Source organism: Tsukamurella conjunctivitidis (assembly GCF_007858475.1).
Taxonomy (GTDB): Bacteria; Actinomycetota; Actinomycetes; order Mycobacteriales; family Mycobacteriaceae; genus Tsukamurella; species Tsukamurella conjunctivitidis.
In genome coordinates this window covers 10625-35280 of sequence record NZ_VIGX01000024.1, presented here as the reverse complement: position 1 = coordinate 35280, position 24656 = coordinate 10625, and the positions used below count along the sequence as shown (strand labels likewise).

Below are 24656 nucleotides of genomic sequence, written 5' to 3'. Positions count from 1 at the left end.
GGGCACGCCACCGAGCGAGCTCAGTCCACTCGGAACCAACCGACTGAGTAGCCCCCGTCCCCACCGCGCCCCTGCATCGCCAACTGCATCGGCGGCATCGTCACCCGGTGCGTGCCGCCGGGCTTGTGCTCGTCCCAGGTCACGACGACACGCAGCATGTACCGCCCCGGTTTCAGCGTGGGCAGCTCCACCGTGTCCGTCGACACCGATTCCGGCGGCGATGCGGTCAGGTCCCGGTACGGCCGGGTGGACACCATGGACCGCAGGTCCGGGGCGCCGTCCACCCGGGCGACACTGCGCCCCGACTCGGTGACCACCTCGTAGGAGACCCGCCAGCGTTCGTAGGTGGGTGCGGATCCGCGGTTGACCCACTGCACCGTCGCGCGCAGGCCGGACTCAGCCGCGGTGACGTTCACCCGGTCCACCGCGTACCGGTAGCCCGCGTACTTCGTCGCCCGTTGCCACAGCGCGTACTGCTCGTCGGTCATGCGCTCCGGCCGGCTCTGCGCGGGGAAGCCGGTGCTCGATACCAGCGACACGTGCCCGTTCACGACGTCCGACAGTCCGCGTCGGTAGTAGTCGAGCACCGTGCCGCCGGACAGCAGCTGTGGCGGCCACTCCGTGATGACCGGCGCAGAGCGGAACCGTTCCGCGAGCACACCGATCAAGGGGTCACGGTTCTTCACATACTCCGACCAGCGGTTCTCCGCCCATGTCGGGAGGATGGGCAGCGCGCCGAGTGAGTCCGAACGGATGCCGACGGGCCGGCGCAGGTTCCGCACTTCGGGACTGTCGCGTAGCAGGAGGCCGGCGATCGCGGGGTTGCCCATGGTGGACACGATCTGGGTCGACGGGAAGGCCCGCAGCGTGGTCCCGACCAGCCGTTCCGCCGACGCGTAGGTGAGGTACTGGTCCCGGTACTGGCTGTAGTAGCCGAGCGTGGCGCGGCTCGTCTCGGGCGACGGTGCTGCCACCTGCAGCGAATCCCGCGCGAACGCCACGTGGTTCTCGCTGAAGTCGCCGTAACCGGACATCTCGTACATCGCCACGCGTTCGTCCCGGTCGTACCGGCGCCCCAGTGCGGCGATGAGCGCGGTGAATCTGTCGAGATAGGAGGCATTGTTCCACTCCGGCAGGACGTAATTCACACCGTCCGCGCTGCGAGTGGTCGTCGCTCCGGGGGTCGCCCGGAGCCAGTCGGGCACCATCGAGACCGTTTGGCCCGGCTCGGTCGCATCGCAGCAGGAGTCGAAAGCGGTGATCCGGAACCCGAACTGGCGTCCCTTCGCCGCAGCTGCGGCGATGGCGTCGTCCAGGCGGCGGAAGTCGTAGCGCTCGGTGTCCGGCGCATTCGCGGGGACCCGAGCCGGATCCTTCGGCTGTAGCATCCGCCACGGGATCCGGACGCTCTCGAAGCGCGTCCCGGGCCACGCGGGCCGGTCCCGGTTGAGGTCGCTGGCCTGGGGGAACAGCTCCGTCAGGAGGTTCTCGTACTGGCCGCGCATGGGATTGACCAGGTCCGGCCCGTCGTAGTCGACGGTGCCCGGCTCCGGCGGTGGGGACGTGCATCCGGCGAGGATGCTCCCCACGACGGCGAGGGCGACGACGCGCTTCGGCACGACGCCGGAGCGCGCCCGCATCACCCCGAGGTGCCGAGGCGACGTCCGTCCTCGGCGTCGTCATCGATGGTGGGAAGCGGGAATTCCGACTCCTCGGAGATCACCTCGACGTGATCGCGCCAGCGCGTCATCGCGCGCTGCTGCGCGCGGCCCGCTGGGCGCGCGGGACGGGGCGCCGCCGGCCGCGCCTCGTCGTCCGCGGGCGGGCGAGCGATCTCGAGCCGAGCCGGAGGTACCGGTCCCGTCTCGGCGGCCGGTGCGGTCGAGACGCCGTCGGCCGGTCCGACGGCGACGCCGCTCAGCGGGTTCTCCTCCGGAGTCTCCGCCTCCGCGGCGGGGCGTCGCTTGCGGCGGGCCTCGAGGCCCGCCACCACGAGCAGGCTGACGAGGAGTCCGGCCAGCCCGGCACCCATGGCCAGTCCGCCGGCGTTGCTCAGAGCGGTGCTGCCGACCTGGGTGCCGGCCTGGGGCTCGGTCGTGGTGCGGAGATCGGCGTAGACGTTCGGCGCGACGCCCGCGTCCTTCTGGATGCTGCGCAGTTGGTCGTGCATGAAGCCGACGAGGGCCGCTGCCCCGGCTTTCGCCGCCTCGGGGTCTGCGGCGGAAACGGTGATCGTGACCTGGGGGGAGAGCTGGGAGAAGCTGGAGTCACCGGCGACGGAGCCGATCGTGTAGTCCGGCGAGGCGCCCGTCCGCTCGACCATCTCCCGGGCTTGTACCGACTGTGCGGCGCTGGCCAGGACCCACGCGAGTTGCGTGGTGCTCCCGGACAGGTTGGTGAACGGGTTGAGCATCGCGTCCGAGGCGCCCGGGGTCGAGGGGATCGACGGCGGGATCACCAGGACCGCGGCCTGGGTCTGGTACTGCACCGTCGCCGTGCGGTAGCCGATGAGCCCGCCGCCCACTGCGCACACGAGCACCACCACGATGACAGCCGGCTTCGTCAGCACCCAGCGGAGGAACGCTGCCACATTCATCCGTACTACCCCGTTTCGTGAGTCGGCGCGGCACCGTTGCCGACCGCGTGGTGTGTGTAGTTGCATCAACAGCAATCCGAGGCTTCATCATACTATGGTGTGGTGAGCATCTTGAATCGCCGCGGACCCCGCGCTCGGGCGGGGCTGCCGCGGGCGTCGCACGTGGCCGGGGACTGCAGATATGCACTCCGAGCGCCGCGCGTCGACGACTTCTCCACCTGGCGCGATGCGCGTATCGCCAACGCCGCGCATCTGGCGCCGGCGTTCGGGAAGTCGGAACTGCAGTGGGCCGTCGACAGCAGCCCGGAGGCCTGGCTGGAGGCGATCGGACGGTTCCGGGCGGCGTCCCACGCCCGTCGGGCCCTCCCGGGAATCCTCACTGAAGTGCATTCCGGCGGCGAGCGGGTGGTCGGCGAGTGCAGCATCTGCGCGATGGATCCGGTGACTGCCACGGGGGAGATGTCGGTGTGGTCCGTGGCGCGGCCCGCGAGCCTGGTGCCGTGGGCTGCGAGCACGATGATCCTCGCCGGATTCGACCTGCTCGGGCTGGACCGTGTGATCGCGCCCGTCGCCCTCGCGAACCCGGGGCCGGTCCGCGCGCTGGGCCGGATGGAGTGGTGGCACGCCGCCGACCGGCTGGCGCTGCGCGAGTACGGGGGCGCACCGCACGACCACGGCGTCTGGGTACTGGAGAACACTCCCGCGGTGCGCCGCCGCCTGGAAGGGCTGGCGGCATGAGCACCCGGACCGCGATGCTGCTCGACGGTCAGGAGGTCGTCTGCGTCACCGGTGCCGATGTCCTCGGCCGGATCGGGCTCAGGATCGCCGAGGGTGGCGGCCGGCCGCTCGCGGTCTGCTCGATCAACGTCGATCACCTCCATCACTTCGGGCGCGGTCGCCGCCGGCTCGGCCGGGAGGTCGACTGGCTCTCGGTGGCCGACGGTGCCCCGGTCGCCGGTCGCGGCGCGCTGGTCGCGGGCCATCCGTGGCCGCGGGTCACCGGAGCGGACCTGCTGCCCGAGGTGCTCGCGAAGGCGGAGGCGGAGGGCTGGCGCATCGGATTCGTGGGTGGCACGCCCGCGATGCATGCACGGCTGGCCCCGGTGCTCGCCGAGCGGTACCCGGCGCTGGATGTCGCCGGATTCTGGGCACCCGAACGGGTCGAGCTCGACGATCCCGCTGCGTCGGCCCGGCTGGTGGCCGAGATCCGCGCGGCCCGGCCGGCAGTGCTGATCGTGGGTCTGGGCAAACCGCGGCAGGAGCAGTGGATCGATGAGGCGGGGCCCGGAACCGGGGCGCACGTTCTGCTCCCCTTCGGCGCCGCCGCCGATTTCCTCGCGGGCACGGTGTCGCGGGCACCGTCCGCGTGGCAGCGCATGGGCGCGGAATGGCTCTACCGGCTGCTGCAGGAACCCCGTCGGCTCGGGCGCAGGTACCTGGTGCAGGGGCCGAGGGCGGTGCTGCGCCTGCGGCGCGCCCGTCTCGATCGCGTCACATGGCCCGAAGCATCTCGGCCAGGTGGCGCGCCATGACCTTCGTCGTGAAGCTCTCGCGTGCGACTGCCGCGGCGCGGCGCCCCATCGCCGTCCGCATGTCCTCGTCGAGCAGCAGGGTGCGGATGGCCACGGCCATCGCTTCGGCGTCTCCGGGCGGCACGAGCAGGCCCGTCTCGCCGTGCTGAACGTAGTCGGAGACGCCGGGGTTGTCGGTGACCACGAGCGGGCGACCGCTGGCCATCGCCTCGAGGACGACGGTCAGGCCCGAGCCGGTCACGGTCGGATGCAGGGCGATCGCGACGACCGCAGAGCGCCGGTACAGGTCGCGGATTCGGCCGTTGAGGCGTTCGGTGTGCACGGTGACGAGCCCTTCCGGCGCGTGCACGGGCAGGCTGGACGCCAGTTCCAGGGTGGCCCGCGGCACGGTGCGACGCACCTCCTCGACGGCGGCGACCAGCGTCGTGTGGTCGCGGAAGCGATCCTCACCCGCGCTCATCACGGTGGTTCCCGCATCGGCCGCAGGCTGCTCGACGTAGAAATCGGTATCGATCCCCAGGGGAATGAAATGCAGGCGATCCCGTGCGATCTTCCACTCGCTCTCGATCACGGGCAGCACCGCGGAGCACTGCGCCCACACGGCAGCCGCGCGGGGAAGGGCGCGGGCCGCGAGACCGCCGTGCACCCTGCCGGCGGCCGCGCGGGTGGTGAGCCATCCGATGCCCGCCGCTACGGGAGCGCCGGCGCGGAGCAACGCGGGCACGCCGGTCCGTTCGTCGTAGGCGAGCACCGTGTCGGCGTCGTCGAGCGCCGGCGCGCCGATGAGCTCGTATCCGTCGGTGCGGTGCCGCACCGCCTGTGCCACTCGCCGCAGCGCACGAGACCGGTCGCCGAGCGACGTCGTGGCGAAGCGCACGTCGAGGCCGTGGTCGGCCAACTGATGGAGGCCGTACGGTGAACGATCCGGAACCTCGCCCGCCCGATGCCGGGCCGCCCAGTCGTCCGGGGACAGTCCCCCCGCCAGCGGAACCACTACTCGCATCCGATCCTCCTCACGGCGATGAGATTAACGCCGAGGCGGAACCCTCGTTGCGTGGACGTGCCTCCGGCGGCCGAATCGCCAAGGCGTTCAGCATGCAGTTCGTCGCGCGGATCGTCGGACTCGTGGCGTCGATCGGCACCGTCGCGCTCACCACGCGGTCCCTCGGGCCCGGTCCGTACGGGCAGTTGTCCGCGGCGATCATGTTCATCGGCCTGTGGAGCAGCCTCACCGAGCTCGGTATCGGGGCGGTGATCGTTCGCCGCGTGACGGGCGGCGACGGTGATCTGTCGCGCCTGGTGCGGGTGAACGCCGGATTCTCGCTGACGTACTGCCTTCCGCTCGGCGCTGTGGCCTCGCTCACCGGTTGGCTCATCTACCGTGACGACCCGCTGGTCGTGGGGATGATCGCGATCATCAGCGGCAGCCTCGTGCTCACGACGCTCGGCAGCTGCGTGCAGCCGGTCTTCGTGACCGACGTGCGCTTCGGCGCGGTCGCGTTGTCGGACCTTATCGGTCGCCTGCTCTCCTTCGGGCTGACTTTCGTGCTGGTGCACATCGGGGCCGACCTGTACTGGTACGCCCTGGTGCAGCTCGTGCCGCCGCTCGTGGTGCTGGCCGTGCAGGGAGGTGTGGCTCGGCGGATCATCGACATCCGGCCGGTGTTCTCGGTCCGCGAAAGCTGGGAGCTGGTGCGCGAGAGCCTCCCCCAGACCGGAGTGCTCATCATCGCGGCGCTCTACTGGCGCTCGGACGGTGTCCTGCTGTCGGTCCTGAGCACGAAGGAGCAGACGGGTGCGTGGAACCTCGCGTACACGGTGGCCTTCAACGCGACGGTGATCTCCAGCGTCTTCCTCTGGTCGACGCTGTCGACGATGACCAACCTCTTCGCGACCGACCGGGAGGGATTCGCCCGATTCACCGAGCGGAGTATGCAGGTCATGTTGTTCGTCGCAGCCCCGCTGGCGGTCGCCGGCGTGCTGCTCGCGCCGGACCTGGTGCGGCTGCTCGGTTCGGAGGACTTCGTCGCCGCCGGCGGCACCACGCTGGCGCTCCTGTTCGTCGCCGTCGCGATCCGGCTGGTCACCGGAACTCTCAGTCAGGGTCTGTTCGCGGCGCACGACCAGGTCTTCCTCCTGCGGCTCAACATCGTGAGCCTGCTGCTCAACATCGGCTTGAACCTCGTGCTGATCCCGCAGTTCGGCGCGAAGGGCGCCGCGGTGTCGCTCGTGGCGAGCGAGCTCTTCGGGCTGGCCGTCGCGACCTGGCGGCTGACCGGGAGGACGCCGTACCGCACGCAGTGGCTGTTCCTGGTGCGCCTGGTGCCGCCCGTCGCCGCGGCCGCGGCGGTATGCGTCGCCGGGGGCTCCCTGCCGGTGCTGGTGACCGGCGCGCTGGCGGCGGTCGCCTACCTGGCCGTCAACCTGGTGCTCGGGCCCGTGCGCTTGCGCGATGCCCGTGGCCTGCTGAGCTCCGAGGGAGGAACCGACGAATGATCGCCGATCGCGCCCAGCTGCCGGGCGGGCTCCGGCACGGGCCCCCGCCGGCGGCGCCGACACCCCGCGACCTCGCCGTGCTGGTCGTCGCCTACCGGGTGCCGCGCGACGTCGAAGCGTGCCTCGGTGCCGTGGCGGAGCACCTGCCCGGAGCGCCGGTCCTGGTGTGGGACAACTCGGGTGCCGACTACCCGGGCATGGACCGTGTGCGGGAGGCCTTCCCCGGGGCCGAATGGCACGGCGACGGCCGCAACCTGGGCTTCGCGGCGGCGGTGAACCGGCTCGCCGACCTCGCCCCGGAGCACGACCTGTTGCTGCTCAACCCCGACGCGGTGCTCCGCGGCGGACTCGACGAGACCCGTGCCGCGCTACGGCGGCAGGGGGTCGCGGCCGCCGCCCCCGCCGTCCGGGACACGGCGGACACCGGTGGGCGGAGTCGTCCGTGGGATGTCGCGCATCGCCGGCGAGGGCTGGTGCGCGGACTCGTCTCCCGGGCGGGTTACGCGGAGCACCTGCGCGGGACCCCGTTCTCGGATCTCTACCGCGCGGCCCCGGGCCGGGTCGACGCGTACCTGACGGGCGCGTGCCTGGCGATCAGCCGCGACGCGTGGGAGGCGCTGGGTCCTTTCGACGAGGAGTTCTACCTCTACGGCGAGGAGACGGACTGGCAGCGCCGCGCGCTCGATGCGGGCTGGACGCTGGAGCTGACGGGCGATGAGGGCGTGGAGCATTCGGGTCATGGGACGGTGCGCGACGACGCCGTGGCGTGGCGCCGCTCGAACGATCTGCTGCGCGCGAACATGGCCCTGAACATCGAGCACGCGGCGGGCCCCCGGGTGGCCGGTGCGTTCCTCCTCGGGGATTCGCTGCTCGATCGCCTCCAGCGCAGCAAGCGCGCCGCGCGCCGCGCGCTGCGGCGCGGCGAACGCCCGAACATCGTCTTCACCGTGAACCGGTTGGTCTTCGGCGGCGCTGAGCGGCATCACCTGGTGCTGGCGGGCGAACTGCAGCGTCGCGGCTACGACGTGACCGTCGTGTGCCTGCAGCGGTTCGGTCCCTTGATCGCCGAGGCGCCCGCGGGCGTGCGCGTGGTCCGCCAGCCGTGGTGGGGCCCGCTGCTGGACCTGCCACCCGGCCCGGCGATCCTCGTCAGTGGCGACACCAACACGGAGACAGGGTTCGCGACGCTCTGGCGAGCCGGCGGCCGGGATCGGACATGGCTGGTGGGCGCGCACATCCCGCCGGAGACCGGTGGACCCACCTACTCCGCACCGCTGGCCGCCGCGATGCGCCGCGCCGACGGCTTCGTCGCGCTCTCGCCCGCGCACCGCGACATCGTCGGGGCGCACCAGGACGTGGCCCGGAGGTTCGCCGTGGCACCCAACGGGGTGGCACGCCGCGCCGATCTCGACGGGGTGCCCGCCCGCCGACCGGTCGGCGCGGTGCCGCGGCTCGTGATGCTCTCGCGGATCGTCGAGCACAAGAACCCGCACCTGCTCGTGGAGGCACTGGCCGGCCTCACCGAGTTCGACTGGGAGCTGGACATCTTCGGGGACGGACCGGACCGGGCGCGGCTCGAGGCGCTGACCCCGCCGGAGCTCGCCGGGCGGGTGCGGTGGCGCGGTTGGTCGCCGGGACCCGACCACGCGTTCGCCGACGCCGATCTGGTGTGCGTTCCGAGCGGATCCGAGGCCTTCCCGATGGTGATCCTCGAGGCGATGGCCCGGCGGCTGCCCGTTGCCGCATCCGCCGTCTGCGCGGTCCCCGACATGCTCGATGACGGTGCGGCGGGCGCCCTGGTGCGCGATGTCACCGTCGAGGGCTGGCGGGAGGCGTTGCGCACCCTCCTGTCCCGCCCGGAGGACTGGCCCGCGCTCGGCGACCGCGGCTTCGAGCGGATGCGCGAGCACTACACCGTGGAGGCGATGGCCGACGCCTACGAGGCGGCGTTCACCAGCCTGGGACGGAAGCGACCGTGACGGGCCGGGTGCTGTGGCTCTCGCCGTGGATGCGGCCGCTGGCGCGCGTCTACTGCGAACGTCTCATCGCCGCGGGCTGGGAGGTGGCTCTGGTGACCTCCGATCGGCACCCCGAGTCCGACGGCGAGCGGCCGTACGAGTGGGTGTTGGATCCGCGCCCCAAGACGCCCGGAACGTGGCCCGAGTTCGCGGGTGCGCTGCGCCGGGCGCGGTCCTTCCGGCCCGACGTGGTGGTCACGGAGCTCGTCCGGGACCCGCGGTGGATCGGCCTCGCCGGCGGTGCGCCGCGGGTGAACCTGGTGCACGACGACCGGCCGCACGGCGCGGACGAGGAGCTGCCCCGGTGGGAGCGGGCCCTGTTCGGCCGGTGGAACGCGCGCGCCGCGTCGACCGTCGCGTTCAGTCGGTACGTGGCCGAGGCCGTGGGGGCGTCGGCGGTCGCGCCCCTGACCAGTGACCTCGACGAGGCGCTCGTGCCGCCCCTCGTTCCCGCGGCGGAGCGGCGGGACTTCCTGGCCGTGGGCCGCCTGACCGCCTACAAGAACCTCGACGTGACGCTTGCGGCCTGGGACCGGCACGTGGCCGGGCCGGGCTGGCGCGGAGACGAACTCGTGCTCATCGGCGACGGGCCGGACCGGGAGCTGGGCACGGCCGTGCGGTGGCGGCGCGGCCCCTACGCGTACGTCGACGTGATCGACCCGTTGGCGCACGCGAAGGGATCGGTGGTGCACTACCGCCGTGCCACGCAGAGCGGGGTGCAGGTGCTCGCCATGCAGTCGGGGGTCACGCCGATCGTCTCGCCCGAGGGCGCGCTGCCGGAGTTCCAGCCCCCCGGCGAGCATCCGATCGGTGTGGACGACGTCGCCGCTCTGGCCCGCGCGTTCGACTCGCTCGCCGATCCCGAGGCGGCCGCGCGGCGCGGACGCGTGGCGCGCGAGCACTACGAGCGGCACTACGCGGCGGCGGTGTCCGCTGCCGCCCTCGGTGCCGAGCTGGAGCGCGTCATCGCCGCGCGAGGGAGGTCCACAGCGCGCTGAGGCGGGCGTGCCAGTCGGCGATGTCGAAGCCGGCGGCGCGGGCCCGGGCACCCTCGGACAGGCGCCGGCGGAGGGCGGGGTCCTCGACGAGCCGGGTCAGTGCGGCGGCGAGCGCCGGCACGTCGCCGGGCGGAACCAGGACGCCGTCGACGTCGTCGGTGATCGCCTCCGGGATCCCACCGACGGGCGTGGTGAGTGGTACGAGGCCCGCCGCCATCGCTTCGAGCAGAGCCATCGGCAGGCCCTCGTCGTGGCTCGGCAGGACGAAGACGTCCGCGGCCGCGAGGAGTGCGTCGCGCTCGGAGGGATCGACCCAGTCCCGCACGGTGATCGCCGCGCCGAGCGGAGCCGCGGCGGCGCGGACTTCGTCGACCTCGCCGTCGCCGGCGAGGGTCAGGTGGACCCGGTCCCGAGCGGCGGAGGGCAGCGCGGCGATGGCCGCCACCAGGTCGTAGCTGCCCTTGCGGGTACCGAGCCTGCCGAGCGCGACGGCTTCGATCCGCGCGCCATCGGTGCCGCGGGGAGCCGGCGGGGCGAGGGCGGCGGCGGGCACCGGGTTGTGGAGTACCTCGACCCGTGCGGCATCGAGTCGCAGGGCGTCGGCGTACTCGGCCGCGAGCCCGGTGCCGAGCACCAGCCAGCGATCCGCCGGCAGTGCCGCCCGCACCAGGACCCGCGCGGGGGCGGGCAGCCGGGCCATCCACCCGCCGAAGTCGTAGCTGTGCCCGTGCACCACAGCGGGGACGCCGCGCAGTCGCGCCGCCCACAGCATCGGTGCCTTGCGCACCACGCTGCCGCCGTGCGAGAGGTGCACGTGCAGCACGTCCGCGTCGCCGTGCAGCACGGCGAGGGTGCCGCGCACCATTCCCGCGATCCCGGCGCGCAGCTTGTCGGCACGGGACCCGTCGACGTAGGTGGTCAGTAGCCGCACCTCGATCGACGGATCGGGGTGATCGGCCATGTGACCGATCACCGTGGCCATCCCGCCGCGGCTCGCCGGGCCGGGGGGTGCGGGACCCACGACGAGGATGCGGATGTTTGCAGTCACACATCTACAATATCGGGGTGACTCGTATTCGCTTCGCAGACGCCCTTCCGCTGTTCTCGGCCGCGGCGCGGCTCGGGCTTCGGAGGTCGCGTGCTGCCGTGCGGCGCACCGAGATCGCGTCTCCACTCGCGCCGGGATCCCGTATCGAGGCCGGCGCCGGCGCGGTGCTCGTCCTCGCGCGGTCCGGTGCCACGGCGATCGCGCGCGGGCTCGGGCTGACGAGCGCCGAAGCCGATGAGGCGTGGGCGCAGGGCGTCTTGACGGGCCTGACGGTGCTCGTGCCCGGCAGTGCTCCGGTGGCGCTCCTCTGCCGGATCGACCAAGGCACCGCCAGCGCCGAGCTGCATCTGAGCCCCCGCGGCGCTGTTCCGGAGGGAGCAGCGGCGGCGGTGCCGCTGGCTGCGATCGCGGCGCGCCTGCTCGACCGGGCTCCGCAGCTCCGCCGCGTGGGTGTGACGATCCCCGAAGGGCATCCGCTGGGTGCCGCGCTCGTCGCGGCAGGATTCGTCGACGAGGGCTGGGCCGCCCCGGTCCACGGGACGGGCGAGTCGCGGATGTTCACGACTCTCCGAGCCTGAAGATTCCCCTGACGCCCGCTACCCGGGCAGGCGCCGTGGCGCGGCGGTCCGGCGCAGCGCGGGCGCCACGGGTCGTCCCTCGAGCAGTCCGTCGACGGTGCCCGCCTCCAGCGCCTTCCGGTACGGGACGAGGGCGCGTGCCACGGCGTCGACGGTCTGGTCGACGTCGTCGTCGGTGTGCGCGGCGGAGATGACGAAGGACTGGCCGAGCACGCCACGGCGGAGGAGCTCCTGCAGGAACAGGGTCCGGTACGGCTGGGACGGCGCGCCCTCGGCGTCGCGGGTGGTGAAGACCAGGCATGAGGGCCGTCCGATCGCGCGGACCGCGTCGCCGACGCCGGCGGACTCGGCGGCGGCGTTCACGCCGTCGGCGAGGCGGCGTCCGGCCCGCTCCATCGCGGCCACCGGGTCGCCCTCGCGGTAGGCCCGCGCGACGGCGCGGAACGCGGTGAGCGAGACCGATTCCGGGCCGTGCGTCGTGGAGAGGAGGAAGACGCGTTCGGCGTCGGTGTTCAGGCCGCCGAGCTCCATGTACTCGCGCTTGCCCGCCAGCGCCGAGATGGGGAAGCCGTTGCCCATCGCCTTGCCCCAGCACGAGAGGTCGGGCGTCACGCCGTACACGGACTGCGCGCCGTGCGGCGACCACCGGAAGCCGGTGATCATCTCGTCGATCACGAGCAGGGCGCCGTGCTCGTCGCAGAGCGCCCGCACCGTCTCCAGGAATCCCGGCTCGGGTTCGGCGAGCGCCGTCGCGGCCTCGAGGAAGACCGCCGCGATCCGGCCGGGATGCTCGGTGAACCGGGCGCGCAGGGAGTCCGCGTTGTTGTAGTGGAAGCGCACGGTGAGTTCGCGGCTGGCCGAGGGGATCCCGGCGGCCATGTCGGTGGCGCCGATGAACCAGTCGTCCACGGAGAAGAAGGGCTGGTCGCACACCGCCACGAGGTCGCGCCCCGTGGCGGCGCGCGCGAGGCGCAGGGCCGCGGTGGTGGCGTCGGAGCCGTTCTTGCCGAACTTCACCATGTCGGCGGTGGGGACGAGGTCGAGGAAGTCCTCGGCGGCGGCCAGTTCGGTGGTCGTGGGGCGGCTGAAGCTGAGGCCGTCGTCGAGGCACGCCCGTACGGCCTCGACGACCGGCGGGTACGCGTGGCCGAGGGTCACGGCGCGCAGGCCCATGCCGTATTCGATGTACTCGTTGCCGTCGGCGTCCCAGACCCGCGCTCCCCGGCCGCGCGTGAGGACGGGCGGCATGTACTCGGGGTACTGGTCGGCGCCGCGGGCGTAGGTGTGGGCGCCGCCGGGCACCAGGTGGTGCAGGCGGCCCTGCAGGGCCCGGGAGCGGGTGAAATCGGGTTCGGTCATGGCTGGGTCACCAGTCTTCCGCGGAGGGCCGGCCACGCCTCGAGCACCTCGTCGTGCAGGTCGGGCAGGGTCAGCAGGACGGGTCCGTCGAGCGTGCCGAGGTGGTCGGGCGCGACGATCGGGATGTCGGTGCCGGGCATGCGGCGCCCCTGTTTCGACGGCGACGCGTCGGCCACGCACGTGACCAGTGCCGTGTCGAGGCCGGCGAGCGCGAAGAGGGCGACGGCGCGGGAGGCGGCGCCGTAGGCGGCGACGGTGCGTCCCGCGGCGGCGTGCCGCTGCGCCCACTCCCGGAGGGCGCGGGCCTGATCGGCGGGGGCCGCGCTGAGGGCGCGCACGCCCGCCGGGGTGCCGAGGCCCGCCTCGGCCTCCGCCGCGAGGATCCGGCGGACCGTCGGGTCGGCGGTGCCCGGTCCCGGCACCACGTCGGCCGCGCCCGCGTGCCGCACCGCGAGCAGCACGGTGCCCCCGTACAGGTCGAATTCGAAGGCACGCACGGGCTCCAGGCCGGCCGCGGCGAGCAGCCGCAGCAGCGCGGTCAGCGTGTAGTAGCCGAAGTGACCGTGCCGCAACGCCGTCCACTGCAGGTGTTCGACGATGCCGCCGAGCGGCTGGTACTGCAGCAGCAGCACCCCGCCGGGCGCGACCGCAGCAGCGCGCGCCGCGAAGGCGGCGTGTTGGTCCGGTTCGTGCATGATCCCGAAGCTGTCCAGCACGACGTCGGCCGCCCCCGCCGCCTCCCGGAAGCCCCGGTCGGCGAGGAGCGGCAGCCAGGTACCGCCGTGCGGGCTGCCGAACTCGCGCACCGTCGTACCGCGGAGGAGGCCCGCCTCGGCCACGCGCGCCACCGCGTCCGCGGCCTGTTCGCGCAACGCCCGCGGCTCCACGCCGCGGGGCTCGTCCGCCACGGTGTCGTCGTCGGCGAGCTGGGCGAGTCCGCACGCCGCGCAAAGGTCCATGGCGAGGGGATGACTGGACTCGCCCGGGTCGACCGGGGACCCGGCCGGCGGGAAGAAGTCCGCCGCGGGAACCCGGCCCAGGTCCAGTACCCGGGTGAGCTTGACGGAGCCGCAGCCGCGGCACGCACGCGCATGTCTCATGGCAGCATGTCCCCATGCGCATCGAGCAGACCGACCTGGCCGACGTCCTGCTGCTGGTCCCCACCCCGCACGCCGACGACCGGGGCCTGTTCACCCGGACCTTCGATGCGGAGATCTTCGACGAGTACCTCGGCGAGCCCGGCGCCGCAGCGCGATTCGTGCAGGACTCGCAGTCCCGCTCGGTGCGGGGCGTGCTCCGGGGGATGCACGGCCGCTCGGGTCGCGGCGAGGCGAAGCTGGTCCGCTGCGCCCACGGTGCCGTGCACGACGTGCTCGTGGACGCGCGCCCGTACTCGCCGACCTTCGGCCGGAGCCAGGCCTTCCGGCTGGACGACGAGGCGTTCCGCACCCTGTACGTGCCGCCGGGCTTCCTCCACGGCTTCCAGGCGCTGACCGACGTCGCGGACGTCTGCTACCGGATCGACCGCCCGCACGACCCCGCCGAGGATCTCGCGGTGCACCACGCCGATCCGGAGCTGGCGCTGCAGTGGCCGCTGGCCGCCACGATCGTCTCGGCGCGCGACCGGGCCGCCGGCTCCTGGGCGGACCTGCGGTCCCGCCTGGGCTGAGCGGCTCATCGCCGGCGCATCGACTCGTCGAGGGTGCCCCGGGCCTGCAGGTCCTTGAGCACGGCGAGGCGCGTGAAGTCGTCGTGGAAGGCGCGCTCCGAGAGCCCGTACTCGGTGTAGGCCCGGTGCAGCTCGGCCGCGCCGTCCGCCACCGTCCACTGCGCCTCGAAGCCGAGTTCGTCACGGGCGCGGGAGAAGTCGACCCGGTACGAGCGGGGGTCGTTGCCGGCCTCGCCGGTGATCCGGACGGCGGCGCCGGGCACCACGTCGACCACGGCCTGCGCGATCTCGGCGACGGTCACGTTGTTGCGCTCGGTACCGATGTTGTACGCGCGCCCCGAGATCGTCTCCTTCGGTGCGGTGAGGCACGCGGCGAAGGCGTGGGCGATGTCCTGCGCGTGGACGAGCGGGCGCCACGGCGTCCCGTCGGAGAGCACGAGCACCTCGCCCGTGAGCACGGCGTAACCCATCAAGTTGTTCAGCACGATGTCGGCGCGCAGGCGCGGTGAGAAGCCGAAGGCGGTGGCGTTGCGCAGGAAGACGGGCGTGAAGTCGGCGTCCGCGAGGGCGGCGGCGTCGTCCTCGACCCGCACCTTGCTGATCGCGTAGGGCGTGATCGGGTTGAGCGGGGCCTCCTCGTCGACGAGACCGTCGCCGGCCGCGCCGTACACCGAACACGTGGATGCGTACAGGAATCGGGCGACGCCCGCCTCCTTCGCCAGCCGCGCGAGGCGGCTCGACGCGGCGTGGTTGATGTCGTACGTGATCTCCGGCGCCAGCGAGCCCAGCGGGTCGTTGGACAGGGCCGCGAGGTGGATCACCGCGTCGAAGCCCTGCAGCTCCTCGACCGTGACGTCGCGCAGGTCGGTGGTGATGGTCGGCGGATCGGTCACCGCGGGCCCGAGCACCCGGTCGGCGAAGAGCCCGGAGTCGAGGCCGGTCACCTCGTGCCCCGCGGCGCGCAGGATGGGCGCCATGACCGTTCCCAGGTACCCCTGGCTCCCCGTGAGCAGGACCTTCATCGATTTCCTCCGAGATCTACGATCGCTTTTTCCAGCATGAAACCCTCGGCGTAGGTGGCGCGGCACTGGATACCGCGCAGCCGGGCCAGGCCGAGGAAGGACTCGTCGTCGAACCAGTCGTGGTCCACCTGTGAGGGGTAGTGCTCCGTCAGCAGCCGGGTCTTCGCCATCGCGGCGTACGCCGAGAGCGGATTGAAGACGGTCGGCCGCGGGGTGTCGGTCTCCCACTTGAGGATCTCGTAGCCGAGGATCAGGTGGTCCCGGAACTCCTGCGGCACCAGTTCCGCGAGCTGGCGGTGATCCTGATGCGCGTCGCCGCGGTGCGGAGCGAACACGATATCGGGTGACGCGGACCGCTTGAACTGCGCCAGGAGGGACTTCTCGCGCTGCCAGTGCGCGGGTGCGCGGCCGTCGGGCAGGTCCAGGACGGTGATGTGCAGCTCCGCCTCGGGCGCGAAGGCGGCGAGCGCCGCGCGCTCCTCGGCCTCACGGGGCGTGCCCGCGCCGCTGCCGACGAACGCCCGGACCCGGAGCCCAGGGTTGGCCTCCGCCAGCTGGAGCAGCGTTCCGCCCATGCCGATCGCGATGTCGTCGCAATGCGCCCCGAGCACCGCGATCTCCGAGATCCGGCCGGCGGACAGCCCGATCATCCGACCGGGTCCTTCCAGACCATCCAGGGACGGTCACCGCGGGCGTAGCCGGCGTCGAGATCGGCCCGCTCCTTGAACGTGTCGGCGGGCTTCCAGAAACCACTGTGCTTGTAGCCCAGCAGCTTCCCCTGCTTCGACAGGGCGGTGCAGGCGTCGGCCACCAGGTCGCCGCCGGGCGGCAGGTGGTCGAACACCTGCTGGGTGAGCACGAAGTAGCCGCCGTTCTCCCAGATCGGGAACTCGGAGACGGGCGTGATGCCGGTGACCTTGTCGTCGCCGTCCACGTCCACGCAGTGGAACGAGGACTGCGGCGGTACCAGCAGCATCGACGCGGCGGAGCCGGTCTCCCGGACACGGTCGATGATGGTGTTCATCGGGGCATCGCTGAGCACATCGGCGTAGTTCGCGAGGAAGTACTCGTCGTCGCCGAGGTAGGGGCGCACGCGCCGGAGGCGCTCGCCGATCGCGGACTCCAGTCCCGTGTCGACGAAGGTGATGGACCAGTCGCGCATGTCGGCGCCGAGCAGCTCCACCTCACCTCCCCGGATGACGAAGTCGTTCGACTCGGTCTCGCGGTAGTTGAGGAAGTAATTCTTGATGTGCTGGGCACCGTAGCCCAGGCACAGGATGAAGTCGGTGTGGCCGAAGTGGGCGTAGTACCGCATCACGTGCCAGATCAGCGGGCGCGGGCCCACGAGCTGCATGGGCTTGGGCACCATGTCGTCGGCGGTGTTGCGCATGCGCATGCCGTAGCCGCCGCAGAACAGGACAACCTTCATCGCTCAGACCTCCGTGGTGGCGGCGACCGGCCGCGCGGTGTGCAACTGGGGCATCGGGTAGACCACCTCGGTGCCCTGTTCGATCAGGGGGCGCAGCTGCTCGGTGATCTCGGTCTCGAGGTTCCAGGGCAGCACGACGACCACGTCGGGGCGGTCGGCGTCGAGGCGTTCGGGCGCGTGGATCGGAATGCGCGTACCGGGCGTGAACCGGCCGTGCTTGTACGGGTTGCGGTCCACGGTGTACTCGAGCAGGTCCGGGCGGATGCCGCAGTAGTTGAGCAGGGTGTTGCCCTTGCCCGGGGCGCCGTAGCCGGCCACGCGCTTACCGGCGGCGCGGCACTCGAGCAGGAAGCGGAGCAGGTCCTGCCGGGCTCGGTCGGCCAGCGACTGCATGCCGGTGTAGCCGGAGAGTGCGTGCAGCCCGGCCTCCTCCTCGATCCGCAGGACCTCGCGCACCCGGTCCGACGGTGCCTGCGCCACTCCGTCGGGGCGGGCCCAGACGCGGATGGAGCCGCCGTGGGTGGGGATGAGCTCGACGTCGACCACCGTCAGGCCCGCGGTCGCGAGGGCCCGCTGCGCGCTGAGCACGGTGTAGTACTGGAAGTGCTCGTGGTAGATCGTGTCGAACTGGCCCTCGGCGACGAGCGCCAGCGCGTGGTGCACCTCGATGCTCAGCCAGCCGTCGTCGGCGAGGAGTCCGCGCAACCCCTGGGTGAAGCCCAGCAGGTCGGGGATGTGGGCGTAGACGTTGTTCGCGACCACCAGGTCGGCGGGGCCGTGCTCGGCGCGGACCTGCGCGGCGGTCTCCGGGCCGAGGAAGGCGGTCACCGTCGGAACACCGCGGTCGCGGGCGGCCTGCCCGACGTTGACCGAGGGTTCGATGCCGAGGCAGGGCACCCCGGCGGCGACGGCGTGCTGCAACAGGTACCCGTCGTTGCTGGCGACCTCGACGACGAGGCTGTCGCCGTCGAGTGCCAGGCGCTCGATCGAGTCGGACACGAACCGCCGGGCGTGCTCGACCCAGCTGGCCGAGTACGACGAGAAGTAGGCGTACTCGGAGAAGGTCTCCTCCGGGAGGATCAGTGCCGGGATCTGGAGCAGCAGGCAGTCCTCGCAGATGCGCAGGTGCAACGGGTAGGTGGGTTCGGGCCCGTCCAGCTCCGCCTCCGTGAGGAACAACTCACAGGGGGGCGTGGCGCCGAGGTCGACCACACTTCGCAGCTGCGGCGAGCCGCAGAGACGGCATTTCATGGGTGTATTCCGTACCTCTCGACGGGGCTTCAAGGATTGAGCATAGACCTCACATCTTTTCTGGTTGCAAACGGCCAATCATCTTGCGATTGCAATGTCGGCGGTCTACCGTGGCAACCGGCGGCCGCTCGTACTCCGCTGCTCGGCGACTCCGGCACACCGGGATCGCGAGCGCGGGCGAGACCGGACCGGAATGCGGAATCATGCGCCGTGAACAGCGGAGACGGTGTACCGAGCGCGTGCTCCGCGGCCCGATCCGACGGCCGCCGGCAGTGCTGCCGCGCCGACCGGTGCGGCGGTGCGCGCGCGAGTGCGGTCACCGCATGAGACGAAGCTCACGGAATTGGATATTCGCAACTGCAATATGTAGATTTGTCGATTCCGACCCAGTGGGAACGTCGCATCCGGGTCTCATCGCGGCGAACGGATGTGAGGAGCGGATCTTTGTCGATCGACACCTGGGCGGCGCCCCCGGCCGCCCCGGCGCAGCCGCGTCCCGTCACCGTCGTCGAGGAGCCGGTGCTTCCGCCGGAGGCGGCCCTTCCATCTGCCGCGCCCGTCGCCGAGGAACCGGTCGTCGCCCGCCCCGCGGTGCCGTCCGCGCGCGCCGTCGCGGAATCCCACCGCGCCCGCCTGGAGCGCCGGATCGCGGTCGCGGACGCGATCGTGGCGATCATCGCCTCCGCCGCCGGCCTGCTCGTCGGGTACGCCGAGGGTGAGAGCGTCCCCGAGCTGACGGCGCTGGTGGTCGGCGTGAACCTGTTCTGGTTCCTCCGCCTCTGGCGCTCGCGCCCGATGGCCGTCCCCCTGCTGCGCCTCGGCTCGCCCGAGCTGCGCCGCGTCCTCGTCACGGCGCAGCTCGTGTACGGCCCGCTGGTCGTCCTCGAACTCCTCTTCCCGCAGCTGTTGCCGCACGCGCTGTTCGTCGCGTCCGCGCCCGTCGGCGTCCTGGGTGCGCTTCTGGTCCGGCTGCGGTTCCGGCGCAGTGCGGCCGCCGCCGCGGCTGTCCCCACCCTCGTGGTCGGCGGCTTCGCCTCGGCCACGGCCTCCGCGCGGAGCCTGCTCCGGGCCGATACCGCGGGGGCGCGGGTGGTGGGCGTGTGCCTTCCCGCGAACGACGCCGTCGTCGTCGACGCGCTCGAGATCGCCGGCGTCCGGATCCCCGTGGTGGGCACGGATCGCACGGTGCTCGACGCGGTGCGGGAGACCGGCTCCGGACTCGTGGTCCTCACCGCCACGGATTCGCTCGGGCCCGACGATCTGCGCGAGCTGATGTGGCAGCTCGCGGCGGAGGGCGTCGAGCTCGTCGTCGCCCCGGGCCTGCCCGACGTGGCGGGTTCGCGCATGGTCACGGGCTCCGTCGGCCGGACCCCGATGACCCACGTCGCCGCGCCGCGTCCCGCGCGCTCGCACGGCCCGGGCAAGCGGGCCCTCGACCTGGTGGTGGCCGGCGCCGGCCTGCTCGTCGCGGCGCCCGTGATGCTCGCGATCGCCGTCGCCGTCAAGATCGACAGCCGTGGCCCCGTCCTCTACCGCGCCCAGCGGGTCGGGGCCGGCGGCGAGGCCTTCGACATGATCAAGTTCCGCAGCATGTACGTCGATGCCGACACCCGGCGGGCGGTGCTGGCCGACGAGAACATGGGCGCCGGACCGCTGTTCAAGGTGAAGAACGACCCGCGCGTCACCCGCGTGGGCCGGTTCATCCGGCGGTACAGCCTCGACGAGCTCCCCCAATTCTTCAACGTCCTCGGCGGGTCGATGTCCGTCGTCGGGCCGCGCCCGGCACTGGCGCACGAGGTCGAGCAGTATCCGCCGGTCATGCTCCGCCGGATGCTCGTCAAGCCGGGGGTGACCGGTGCGTGGCAGGTCAGCGGCAGGTCGAACCTCAGCTGGGACGAGTCGATCCGGCTCGACGTCGGCTACGTCGAGAACTGGTCGCTGGGTGCCGACGTCGGCATCATCGCGCGGACGGTGCGCACGGTGCTCACCTCCGACGGCGCGTACTGACGGGCCGTATCGTCGACGGCGTGCAGGAGACCTCCCCCGATCGACCGGCTCCCGACGGTGCGCGGCTGCCCACCGATCGCCGTACCCTCGCCTGCGTCGCGCTCGGCGGCGCACTGGCCGCCGTCCTCACCAGCCGGATCTCGTCGGCGTCGGCATGGCGGGCGATGGAGTTCGACGTCCGGATCGTCGGCCTCGCCCTCCTCTCCTTCGTGACGGGGGCGCTCTTCGTCCTCCGCGACCGTCTCGGCGACCGCTGGTTCGGATTCCTGGTCTTCGGCGTCCTCGCCGGCTTCAGCTCGGTGGGCGTCTACGGTCTCGTGTCGCTGCTCGCGATGCCCCCGTCGGCAGGGGTGCGGTTCCTGTTCGCCGCGCCCGTCGTCGCCGGCCTCGGGATCGCGGGCGGGTGGGCGATCGTCCGGAGGGCGCGGCGATGACTCTGCTCGTCGCCCTCGCCGGCGCCGGCGGCTCGCTGCTCGGCTACCGGCTGCTCGCGGGCGGGCCCAACTGGACGCGGATGCTGTGCGCGACGATCGCCGTCTCGGTCGTGCTGGGCGGCGTGGCCCGCATGGCGCGGATCGTCGGAGACACCGGCTGGTCGACGCTCCCGATCGCACTGTTCGGACCGATCGTCACGTTCGTGGGGATCGGCTGGTGGCTCACGGCCGCGCCGCGCCGCGACGGGTGGCGCGCCGTCCTCGTGGTCGGGGGCGGCGTCGCCGCGGCGATCCTCGGCTACCTCTCGATCGACCTGCTCGGCCTCGCCTACATCAAATTCCCGCGGTTCGGCTGAGCTCCTCCGCGACCGACGCGGCGAAGGCGCGCACGTCGTCCTCGGTGGTGTCCCAGGCGCACATCCAGCGGACCTCGCCGCGGATCTCGTCCCAGAAGTAGAAGGGCACGCGTGCCATCAGGGCCTCGGCCGCGGCGTGCGGAAGCTCGGCGAAGACCGCGTTGGACTGCACGGGCTGGGTGATCGTTACGCCGTCGATCCCGGCGGTGAGGTCGGCGAGCAGCCGGGCCATCGCGTTCGCCTGGCCGGCCACCCGCAGGTACCGGTCGCCGTCGAACAGTGCGAGGAACTGCGCGGCCAGGAAGCGCTGCTTGGAGGCGAGCTGCATCGACAGCTTGCGCACGTACTCGATACCGGGCGCCGCGTCGGTGCCGAGCACGACCACGAGCTCCGCGCCGAGCAGGCCGCTCTTGGTGCCGCCGACGCTCACGATGTCGGCGCCGACGTCGGTGGTGATCGCGCGCAGGCTCACCCCGAGGCTCGCCGCGGCGTTGGCCAGGCGCGAGCCGTCGATGTGCAGCAGCCAACCCCGCTCGTGCGCGTATTCGGCGAGGGCGCGCAGTTCGTCCGGGGTGTAGACGGTGCCGAGCTCGGTGGACTGTGCGACCGACAACACGCGCGGCTGCGCCCAGTGCACGTCGCCGGCGCGGTCCGGCACGGCGGCGGTGATCGCCGCGGGCGTCAGCTTGCCCTCCGTGGTGGGCACGAGAAGGAGTTTCAGGCCGGCGAGCTTCTCCGGCGCGCCGCCCTCGTCCACATGGATGTGGCCCGTGTCGGCGCAGACCACCGCGGACCAGCGGTCGGATACCGCGGACAGCGCGACCACGTTGGCGCCGGTGCCGTTGAAGACGGGGAAGGCCCGGGCGTCGTCGCCGAAGAGCTCGACGACGCGCTCGCCGAGCGCGGCGGTGTAGTCGTCGGCTCCGTAGGCCCCCTGATGGCCGAGGTTCGCCTCCGCGATCGCCTCCAGGACCTCGGGCAGCACGCCGGCGTAGTTGTCGCTCGCGAAGCCGCGGCGGGCGGGGTCGTGCAGGCGGGTCATGCGGTCACCTCCGGTACCAGGGTCTCGACGGTGCCGTTGACCTCGGCCGCGGGGGAGTCCCACAGCGCGACGAGTCGGTCGGCCACGTCGCCGATGGGCGTGTAGCGCGGGAACTTCCGCTGCGGGGCGTCGGCCCTCATCTGCGGGGTGAGCAGCGCCATGACCCGCAGGACGGACGCGGCGGCCCCGGTCCCGGTGAAACCGTCGGCGAGCGCAAGGGTCCACGCCTCGGCCGCGGCCTTGGCGGAGGAGTACATCGCGTTCGACGCGGTCGGCTTCGCCACCGAGACTGAGGAGATCACCGCCACGCGGGCGTCCTCGCTCGCCGCGAGCGCCGGGTACAGCGGCTGCGAGACGTTCTGCAGGCTGCGGATCAGGCCCGCCTCCAAGAAGTCCCAGTCCGCGGGGTCGGCCTCGGCGATCGGCGTGCCGCCCCGCCAGCCCCCGACCAGGTGCAGCAGGCCGTCGGCCCCGTCGTGCTCCGTGACGATGCGCTCGACGGCCTGTGTCGTCGCGGCGCGGTCGGAGAGGTCCGCTCGGTAGGCGCTGACGCCGTCGAGGGCGGCGATCTCCTCCGCGGGGGCGCCGCGCGTGATGACGGCGACCCTCGCGCCGGCGTCCACGAGTCGCCGCACGACCTCGCGGCCCAGGGCCCCGTTCGCGCCCGTCACCACGACGGTGCGCCCTGTCACTCCGCTCATGCGGGGACCTCCGTCGCCGTCGCCGCGGTGATCCCCTTCGCGCTCTCGATCACCGGACCCATCTTGCGCCGGAGCGCCTCGTAGAACATGTTGAGGGGGAACTCGTCGGGCAGGACCAGGTCCACCAGGGCCTTGGGAGGACCGTCGAGCGGCAGGGCCGACGGGCCCTTCGCCCAGGTCGATCCGGGGCCGGGCGCGACGTACCCGGAGACGAACTCGTAGCTCGCGAGCCACTGGCCCACCTTGGAGCGGTCGATCCCCGTGCGGTACAGCTCCTCGATCTCCTCGGCGAGCCGGATCACCTGGAGCGGCAGCTCCTTCCAGTCGAAGGAGAGCCGGTTGTCGCGCCACCGCAGGGCGCCGTGCCGATGCAGGTAGGCGAACAGCAGCTGTCCGCCGAGGCCGTCGTAGTTGCGCACCCGGTCGCCCGTGATCGGGAACCGGAACAGGCGGTCGCAGAGGATCGCCAGCTGCACGGGCAGGCCGTACGGGTGGCCCTCCTGTTGCAGCCGGTGGGCCTCACGGAAGGTGGTGAGGTCGCAGCGCAGCTCCTCGAGGGAGTACTGCCAGTACGGCATCCGCTGCTTGATCATGAACGGATCGAAGGGGAGGTCGCCGCGGCTGTGCGTGCGGTCGTGGATCAGGTCCCACAGCGCGAAGGTCGACTGCGCCAGCCCCTGGGAGGCCACGAGCCGATCACCGTCGGGCGGGAGACGCAGCGAGAGGATCTCGGCGGCGGCGCCGGTCACCCGCCGGAAGCGGGCGGCCTCGCGGTCGCAGAAGATGGCGCCCCAGTGGAACTCCGGGGTCTGCGCGACGGTCACGGTCTCCGGGAAGAGCACCGCGGAGTGGGTGTCGTAGCCGGGGGTGAAGTCCTCGAAGGCGACGGCCAGGAATTGCCGGTTGTCGAAGGTGCGCTCCGTCTCGGCGAGCCACTCGGGCCAGACGACGCGCAGCAGCACCGCCTCGAAGACCTTGCCCGCGTTGCCGTTCTGCGTGTACATCGGGAAGACCACGAGGTGCTCGGCGCCCTCGACGCGCTCGAGGTCGGGCCGGAAGGCGGCCAGCGACTCGTCGAACTCGGGGCGGCCGAAGCCGCTGTCGGCCCAGCGCCGGAAGTCCCGTGGCAGCGCCGCGAGGTACGCGGCGTCGTGCGGGAAGCGCGGTGCCAGCGCTGCGATGCGGGCGACGATCTCGTCCACCAGTTCCGCGGCGCGGGGGCGGTCGTCGGCCTCCGCAACCGTGCCGTCCTCGGCCTGGAGCCCGCGCAGGTCCTCCACCGCGCCCTTGAGCGCGATCCAGTCGGCGCTGCCCGCCGTACCCGCATCGGACTCGGTGGGGGCGTCCTCGTGCGTGCCGGCCGCCCAGGTCACCGCGTTGGTCCACAGCGTGCGCTGGTCGAGGTCGTCGATCGAGTCGTCGCCGAAGAGGTCCGAGTCGGCGAAGACCACCACGCGGCCGCGATCGACCTGCAGTGCGGCGGCCAGCGCGCGGTCCGCGGGGGCGGCGGTGTCGCTGGTGCGGGCGAGGACGGTGGCGTCCGTCGCTGCGCCGAGGTCGAGGACGCCCGTCCGGTAGAAGCACGCACCGTCGACGGCGGCGACGATGCCCTGGCCGTCGAGCTCGGGCGCGATCACCGAGCGGACCCAGGTGGCGTTACCGCCGTGCCGCCGCTCGCCCGCGGCCTCCTGCACGACCACCGACTCGACGTGCACGCCGAAGCGGCCGAGGAGCTCGTCGAGGTTGTTGCCCGAGGTCGCCGTGTCGCACTCGGCGAGCACGACGAGCCCGCCGCCGGCGCGCACGTACCGCTCGATCGCGTCGAGCTCGTCCGGCGCGTACACGGGCGGCAGGTCGCCCGTCACCCGCTCGACGCCGGGCCGTGCGAGGTGCGGGATCACGTAGACGTCGGCGGCCGCCAGCTCCTCCGGCCCCACGTGTGGGGCGAGGGCGTCGGTCACCGTCATGCCGCGGCGACGGAGGGTGTCGACGGCGTCCGCCAGGCTGGCGTCGGCCGGGTTCGGGGGCACCATGACGCGGGCCCGGTCCAGCGTGGTCGCCCACGCGCAGCTCCGGGCCTGCTCGATCTGGACGCGAGGGAACACCGCCTCGTCTGACAT

Annotated in this window: 23 protein-coding genes; 10 read left to right on the top strand and 13 right to left on the bottom strand. The window is 72.5% G+C overall.

Going from position 1 to position 24656, the window contains the following annotated elements; all coding sequences use genetic code 11:
• Window positions 1-20: 20 nt before the first annotated feature.
• A complete protein-coding gene (locus FK530_RS22405; protein WP_146489183.1) occupies window positions 21-1640 on the bottom strand; it encodes a hypothetical protein in 1620 nt (539 codons plus the stop codon).
• A complete protein-coding gene (locus tag FK530_RS22400; protein WP_146489182.1) occupies window positions 1640-2596 on the bottom strand; it encodes a hypothetical protein in 957 nt (318 codons plus the stop codon). The genes FK530_RS22405 and FK530_RS22400 overlap by 1 nt, the downstream gene beginning before the upstream one ends.
• Before the next feature lie 102 nt (window positions 2597-2698).
• Here FK530_RS22400 and FK530_RS22395 point away from each other — a divergent pair, with 102 nt between their 5' ends.
• Together FK530_RS22395 and FK530_RS22390 are read left to right on the top strand one after the other, a co-directional pair.
• The gene (locus FK530_RS22395; RefSeq protein ID WP_146489181.1) at window positions 2699-3334 is read left to right on the top strand and encodes a GNAT family N-acetyltransferase; all 636 of its coding nucleotides are present in this window, start codon (window positions 2699-2701) and stop codon (window positions 3332-3334) included.
• Window positions 3331-4128, top strand: a complete 798-nt coding sequence (locus FK530_RS22390; RefSeq protein ID WP_146489180.1) for a WecB/TagA/CpsF family glycosyltransferase — start codon at window positions 3331-3333, stop codon at window positions 4126-4128. Before FK530_RS22395 ends, FK530_RS22390 begins: the two co-directional genes overlap by 4 nt.
• Here the strand turns inward: FK530_RS22390 and FK530_RS22385 are convergent.
• The gene (locus FK530_RS22385; RefSeq protein ID WP_146489179.1) at window positions 4088-5131 is read right to left on the bottom strand and encodes a glycosyltransferase family 4 protein; all 1044 of its coding nucleotides are present in this window, start codon (window positions 5129-5131) and stop codon (window positions 4088-4090) included. The two genes, FK530_RS22390 and FK530_RS22385, sit on opposite strands and share 41 nt — an antisense overlap.
• A 92-nt stretch (window positions 5132-5223) precedes the next feature.
• On the opposite strand from FK530_RS22385, the gene FK530_RS22380 reads away from it, so the two are divergent.
• The 3 genes from FK530_RS22380 to FK530_RS22370 are packed head-to-tail and all read left to right on the top strand — an operon-like array spanning window position 5224 to window position 9640.
• Window positions 5224-6624, top strand: coding sequence for a flippase (locus FK530_RS22380; RefSeq protein ID WP_146489178.1), 1401 nt, complete (start codon window positions 5224-5226; stop codon window positions 6622-6624).
• A complete protein-coding gene (locus tag FK530_RS22375) occupies window positions 6621-8603 on the top strand; it encodes a glycosyltransferase (RefSeq protein ID WP_146489177.1) in 1983 nt (660 codons plus the stop codon). The genes FK530_RS22380 and FK530_RS22375 overlap by 4 nt, the downstream gene beginning before the upstream one ends.
• An 8-nt stretch (window positions 8604-8611) precedes the next feature.
• Entirely contained in the window at window positions 8612-9640 is a 1029-nt protein-coding gene (locus tag FK530_RS22370; RefSeq protein WP_146489201.1) for a glycosyltransferase, read from the top strand.
• Here FK530_RS22370 and FK530_RS22365 read toward each other — a convergent pair.
• Window positions 9606-10688 (bottom strand): glycosyltransferase family 4 protein, encoded by a 1083-nt coding sequence (locus FK530_RS22365; protein WP_231706757.1) that lies wholly within the window; start codon window positions 10686-10688, stop codon window positions 9606-9608. The two genes, FK530_RS22370 and FK530_RS22365, sit on opposite strands and share 35 nt — an antisense overlap.
• A 17-nt stretch (window positions 10689-10705) precedes the next feature.
• On the opposite strand from FK530_RS22365, the gene FK530_RS22360 reads away from it, so the two are divergent.
• A complete protein-coding gene (locus tag FK530_RS22360) occupies window positions 10706-11266 on the top strand; it encodes a hypothetical protein (RefSeq protein WP_146489176.1) in 561 nt (186 codons plus the stop codon).
• A gap of 18 nt (window positions 11267-11284) precedes the next feature.
• Here the strand turns inward: FK530_RS22360 and FK530_RS22355 are convergent, their stop codons facing one another.
• Both FK530_RS22355 and FK530_RS22350 read right to left on the bottom strand, forming a co-directional pair.
• On the bottom strand, window positions 11285-12625 hold the full coding sequence (locus tag FK530_RS22355; RefSeq protein ID WP_146489175.1) for a glutamate-1-semialdehyde 2,1-aminomutase: 1341 nt from the start codon (window positions 12623-12625) through the stop codon (window positions 11285-11287).
• Window positions 12622-13725 (bottom strand): class I SAM-dependent methyltransferase, encoded by a 1104-nt coding sequence (locus FK530_RS22350; RefSeq protein ID WP_146489174.1) that lies wholly within the window; start codon window positions 13723-13725, stop codon window positions 12622-12624. Before FK530_RS22350 ends, FK530_RS22355 begins: the two co-directional genes overlap by 4 nt.
• A gap of 14 nt (window positions 13726-13739) precedes the next feature.
• On the opposite strand from FK530_RS22350, the gene FK530_RS22345 reads away from it, so the two are divergent.
• Window positions 13740-14294 carry a dTDP-4-dehydrorhamnose 3,5-epimerase family protein gene (locus FK530_RS22345; RefSeq protein ID WP_146489173.1) on the top strand — a complete coding sequence of 185 codons (555 nt, stop codon included), beginning with the start codon at window positions 13740-13742 and terminating at the stop codon, window positions 14292-14294.
• A gap of 5 nt (window positions 14295-14299) precedes the next feature.
• Here FK530_RS22345 and FK530_RS22340 read toward each other — a convergent pair whose 3' ends face one another.
• Genes FK530_RS22340 through FK530_RS22325 form a run of 4 tightly spaced genes read right to left on the bottom strand, consistent with a single transcriptional unit; the run spans window position 14300 to window position 17996 of the window.
• Window positions 14300-15316 (bottom strand): NAD-dependent epimerase/dehydratase family protein, encoded by a 1017-nt coding sequence (locus tag FK530_RS22340; RefSeq protein ID WP_146489172.1) that lies wholly within the window; start codon window positions 15314-15316, stop codon window positions 14300-14302.
• Complete coding sequence (locus tag FK530_RS22335; RefSeq protein ID WP_126195611.1) at window positions 15313-15966, bottom strand: PIG-L deacetylase family protein; 654 nt, start codon at window positions 15964-15966, stop codon at window positions 15313-15315. Before FK530_RS22335 ends, FK530_RS22340 begins: the two co-directional genes overlap by 4 nt.
• Window positions 15963-16745 (bottom strand): glycosyltransferase family protein, encoded by a 783-nt coding sequence (locus FK530_RS22330; RefSeq protein WP_126195610.1) that lies wholly within the window; start codon window positions 16743-16745, stop codon window positions 15963-15965. Before FK530_RS22330 ends, FK530_RS22335 begins: the two co-directional genes overlap by 4 nt.
• Before the next feature lie 3 nt (window positions 16746-16748).
• Window positions 16749-17996 carry a class I SAM-dependent methyltransferase gene (locus FK530_RS22325; protein WP_146489171.1) on the bottom strand — a complete coding sequence of 416 codons (1248 nt, stop codon included), beginning with the start codon at window positions 17994-17996 and terminating at the stop codon, window positions 16749-16751.
• Between the two features lie 444 nt (window positions 17997-18440).
• Between FK530_RS22325 and FK530_RS22320 the strand changes: the two genes are divergently transcribed.
• Genes FK530_RS22320 through FK530_RS22310 form a run of 3 tightly spaced genes read left to right on the top strand, consistent with a single transcriptional unit; the run spans window position 18441 to window position 20793 of the window.
• Window positions 18441-20003, top strand: a complete 1563-nt coding sequence (locus FK530_RS22320) for a sugar transferase (RefSeq protein ID WP_146489170.1) — start codon at window positions 18441-18443, stop codon at window positions 20001-20003.
• 20 nt (window positions 20004-20023) lie between these two features.
• On the top strand, window positions 20024-20437 hold the full coding sequence (locus tag FK530_RS22315; RefSeq protein WP_146489169.1) for a hypothetical protein: 414 nt from the start codon (window positions 20024-20026) through the stop codon (window positions 20435-20437).
• A complete protein-coding gene (locus FK530_RS22310) occupies window positions 20434-20793 on the top strand; it encodes a hypothetical protein (RefSeq protein ID WP_146489168.1) in 360 nt (119 codons plus the stop codon). Before FK530_RS22315 ends, FK530_RS22310 begins: the two co-directional genes overlap by 4 nt.
• On the opposite strand, the gene FK530_RS22305 is transcribed toward FK530_RS22310, so the two are convergent.
• The 3 genes from FK530_RS22305 to FK530_RS22295 are packed head-to-tail and all read right to left on the bottom strand — an operon-like array spanning window position 20771 to window position 24641.
• Window positions 20771-21835, bottom strand: a complete 1065-nt coding sequence (locus tag FK530_RS22305) for a threonine aldolase family protein (protein ID WP_146489167.1) — start codon at window positions 21833-21835, stop codon at window positions 20771-20773. The genes FK530_RS22310 and FK530_RS22305 overlap by 23 nt on opposite strands.
• The gene (locus FK530_RS22300; protein ID WP_146489166.1) at window positions 21832-22536 is read right to left on the bottom strand and encodes an SDR family NAD(P)-dependent oxidoreductase; all 705 of its coding nucleotides are present in this window, start codon (window positions 22534-22536) and stop codon (window positions 21832-21834) included. Before FK530_RS22300 ends, FK530_RS22305 begins: the two co-directional genes overlap by 4 nt.
• Complete coding sequence (locus FK530_RS22295; RefSeq protein ID WP_231706756.1) at window positions 22533-24641, bottom strand: DUF6421 family protein; 2109 nt, start codon at window positions 24639-24641, stop codon at window positions 22533-22535. The genes FK530_RS22300 and FK530_RS22295 overlap by 4 nt, the downstream gene beginning before the upstream one ends.
• Between the last annotated feature and the right edge of the window lie 15 nt (window positions 24642-24656).

What these genes read in the sequence shown, in the direction of transcription:
- FK530_RS22405 (WP_146489183.1), bottom strand. Translation starts at nt 1,640, where the DNA reads ATGCGGGCGCGCTCCGGCGTCGTGCCGAAGCGCGTCGTCGCCCTCGCC.
- FK530_RS22335 (WP_126195611.1), bottom strand. Translation starts at nt 15,966, where the DNA reads ATGATCGGGCTGTCCGCCGGCCGGATCTCGGAGATCGCGGTGCTCGGG.
- FK530_RS22325 (WP_146489171.1), bottom strand. Translation starts at nt 17,996, where the DNA reads ATGAAATGCCGTCTCTGCGGCTCGCCGCAGCTGCGAAGTGTGGTCGAC.
- FK530_RS22345 (WP_146489173.1), top strand. Translation starts at nt 13,740, where the DNA reads ATGCGCATCGAGCAGACCGACCTGGCCGACGTCCTGCTGCTGGTCCCC.
- FK530_RS22310 (WP_146489168.1), top strand. Translation starts at nt 20,434, where the DNA reads ATGACTCTGCTCGTCGCCCTCGCCGGCGCCGGCGGCTCGCTGCTCGGC.
- FK530_RS22350 (WP_146489174.1), bottom strand. Translation starts at nt 13,725, where the DNA reads ATGAGACATGCGCGTGCGTGCCGCGGCTGCGGCTCCGTCAAGCTCACC.
- FK530_RS22340 (WP_146489172.1), bottom strand. Translation starts at nt 15,316, where the DNA reads ATGAAGGTCCTGCTCACGGGGAGCCAGGGGTACCTGGGAACGGTCATG.
- FK530_RS22385 (WP_146489179.1), bottom strand. Translation starts at nt 5,131, where the DNA reads ATGCGAGTAGTGGTTCCGCTGGCGGGGGGACTGTCCCCGGACGACTGG.
- FK530_RS22330 (WP_126195610.1), bottom strand. Translation starts at nt 16,745, where the DNA reads ATGAAGGTTGTCCTGTTCTGCGGCGGCTACGGCATGCGCATGCGCAAC.
- FK530_RS22355 (WP_146489175.1), bottom strand. Translation starts at nt 12,625, where the DNA reads ATGACCGAACCCGATTTCACCCGCTCCCGGGCCCTGCAGGGCCGCCTG.
- FK530_RS22375 (WP_146489177.1), top strand. Translation starts at nt 6,621, where the DNA reads ATGATCGCCGATCGCGCCCAGCTGCCGGGCGGGCTCCGGCACGGGCCC.
- FK530_RS22305 (WP_146489167.1), bottom strand. Translation starts at nt 21,835, where the DNA reads ATGACCCGCCTGCACGACCCCGCCCGCCGCGGCTTCGCGAGCGACAAC.
- FK530_RS22400 (WP_146489182.1), bottom strand. Translation starts at nt 2,596, where the DNA reads ATGAATGTGGCAGCGTTCCTCCGCTGGGTGCTGACGAAGCCGGCTGTC.
- FK530_RS22380 (WP_146489178.1), top strand. Translation starts at nt 5,224, where the DNA reads ATGCAGTTCGTCGCGCGGATCGTCGGACTCGTGGCGTCGATCGGCACC.
- FK530_RS22390 (WP_146489180.1), top strand. Translation starts at nt 3,331, where the DNA reads ATGAGCACCCGGACCGCGATGCTGCTCGACGGTCAGGAGGTCGTCTGC.
- FK530_RS22300 (WP_146489166.1), bottom strand. Translation starts at nt 22,536, where the DNA reads ATGAGCGGAGTGACAGGGCGCACCGTCGTGGTGACGGGCGCGAACGGG.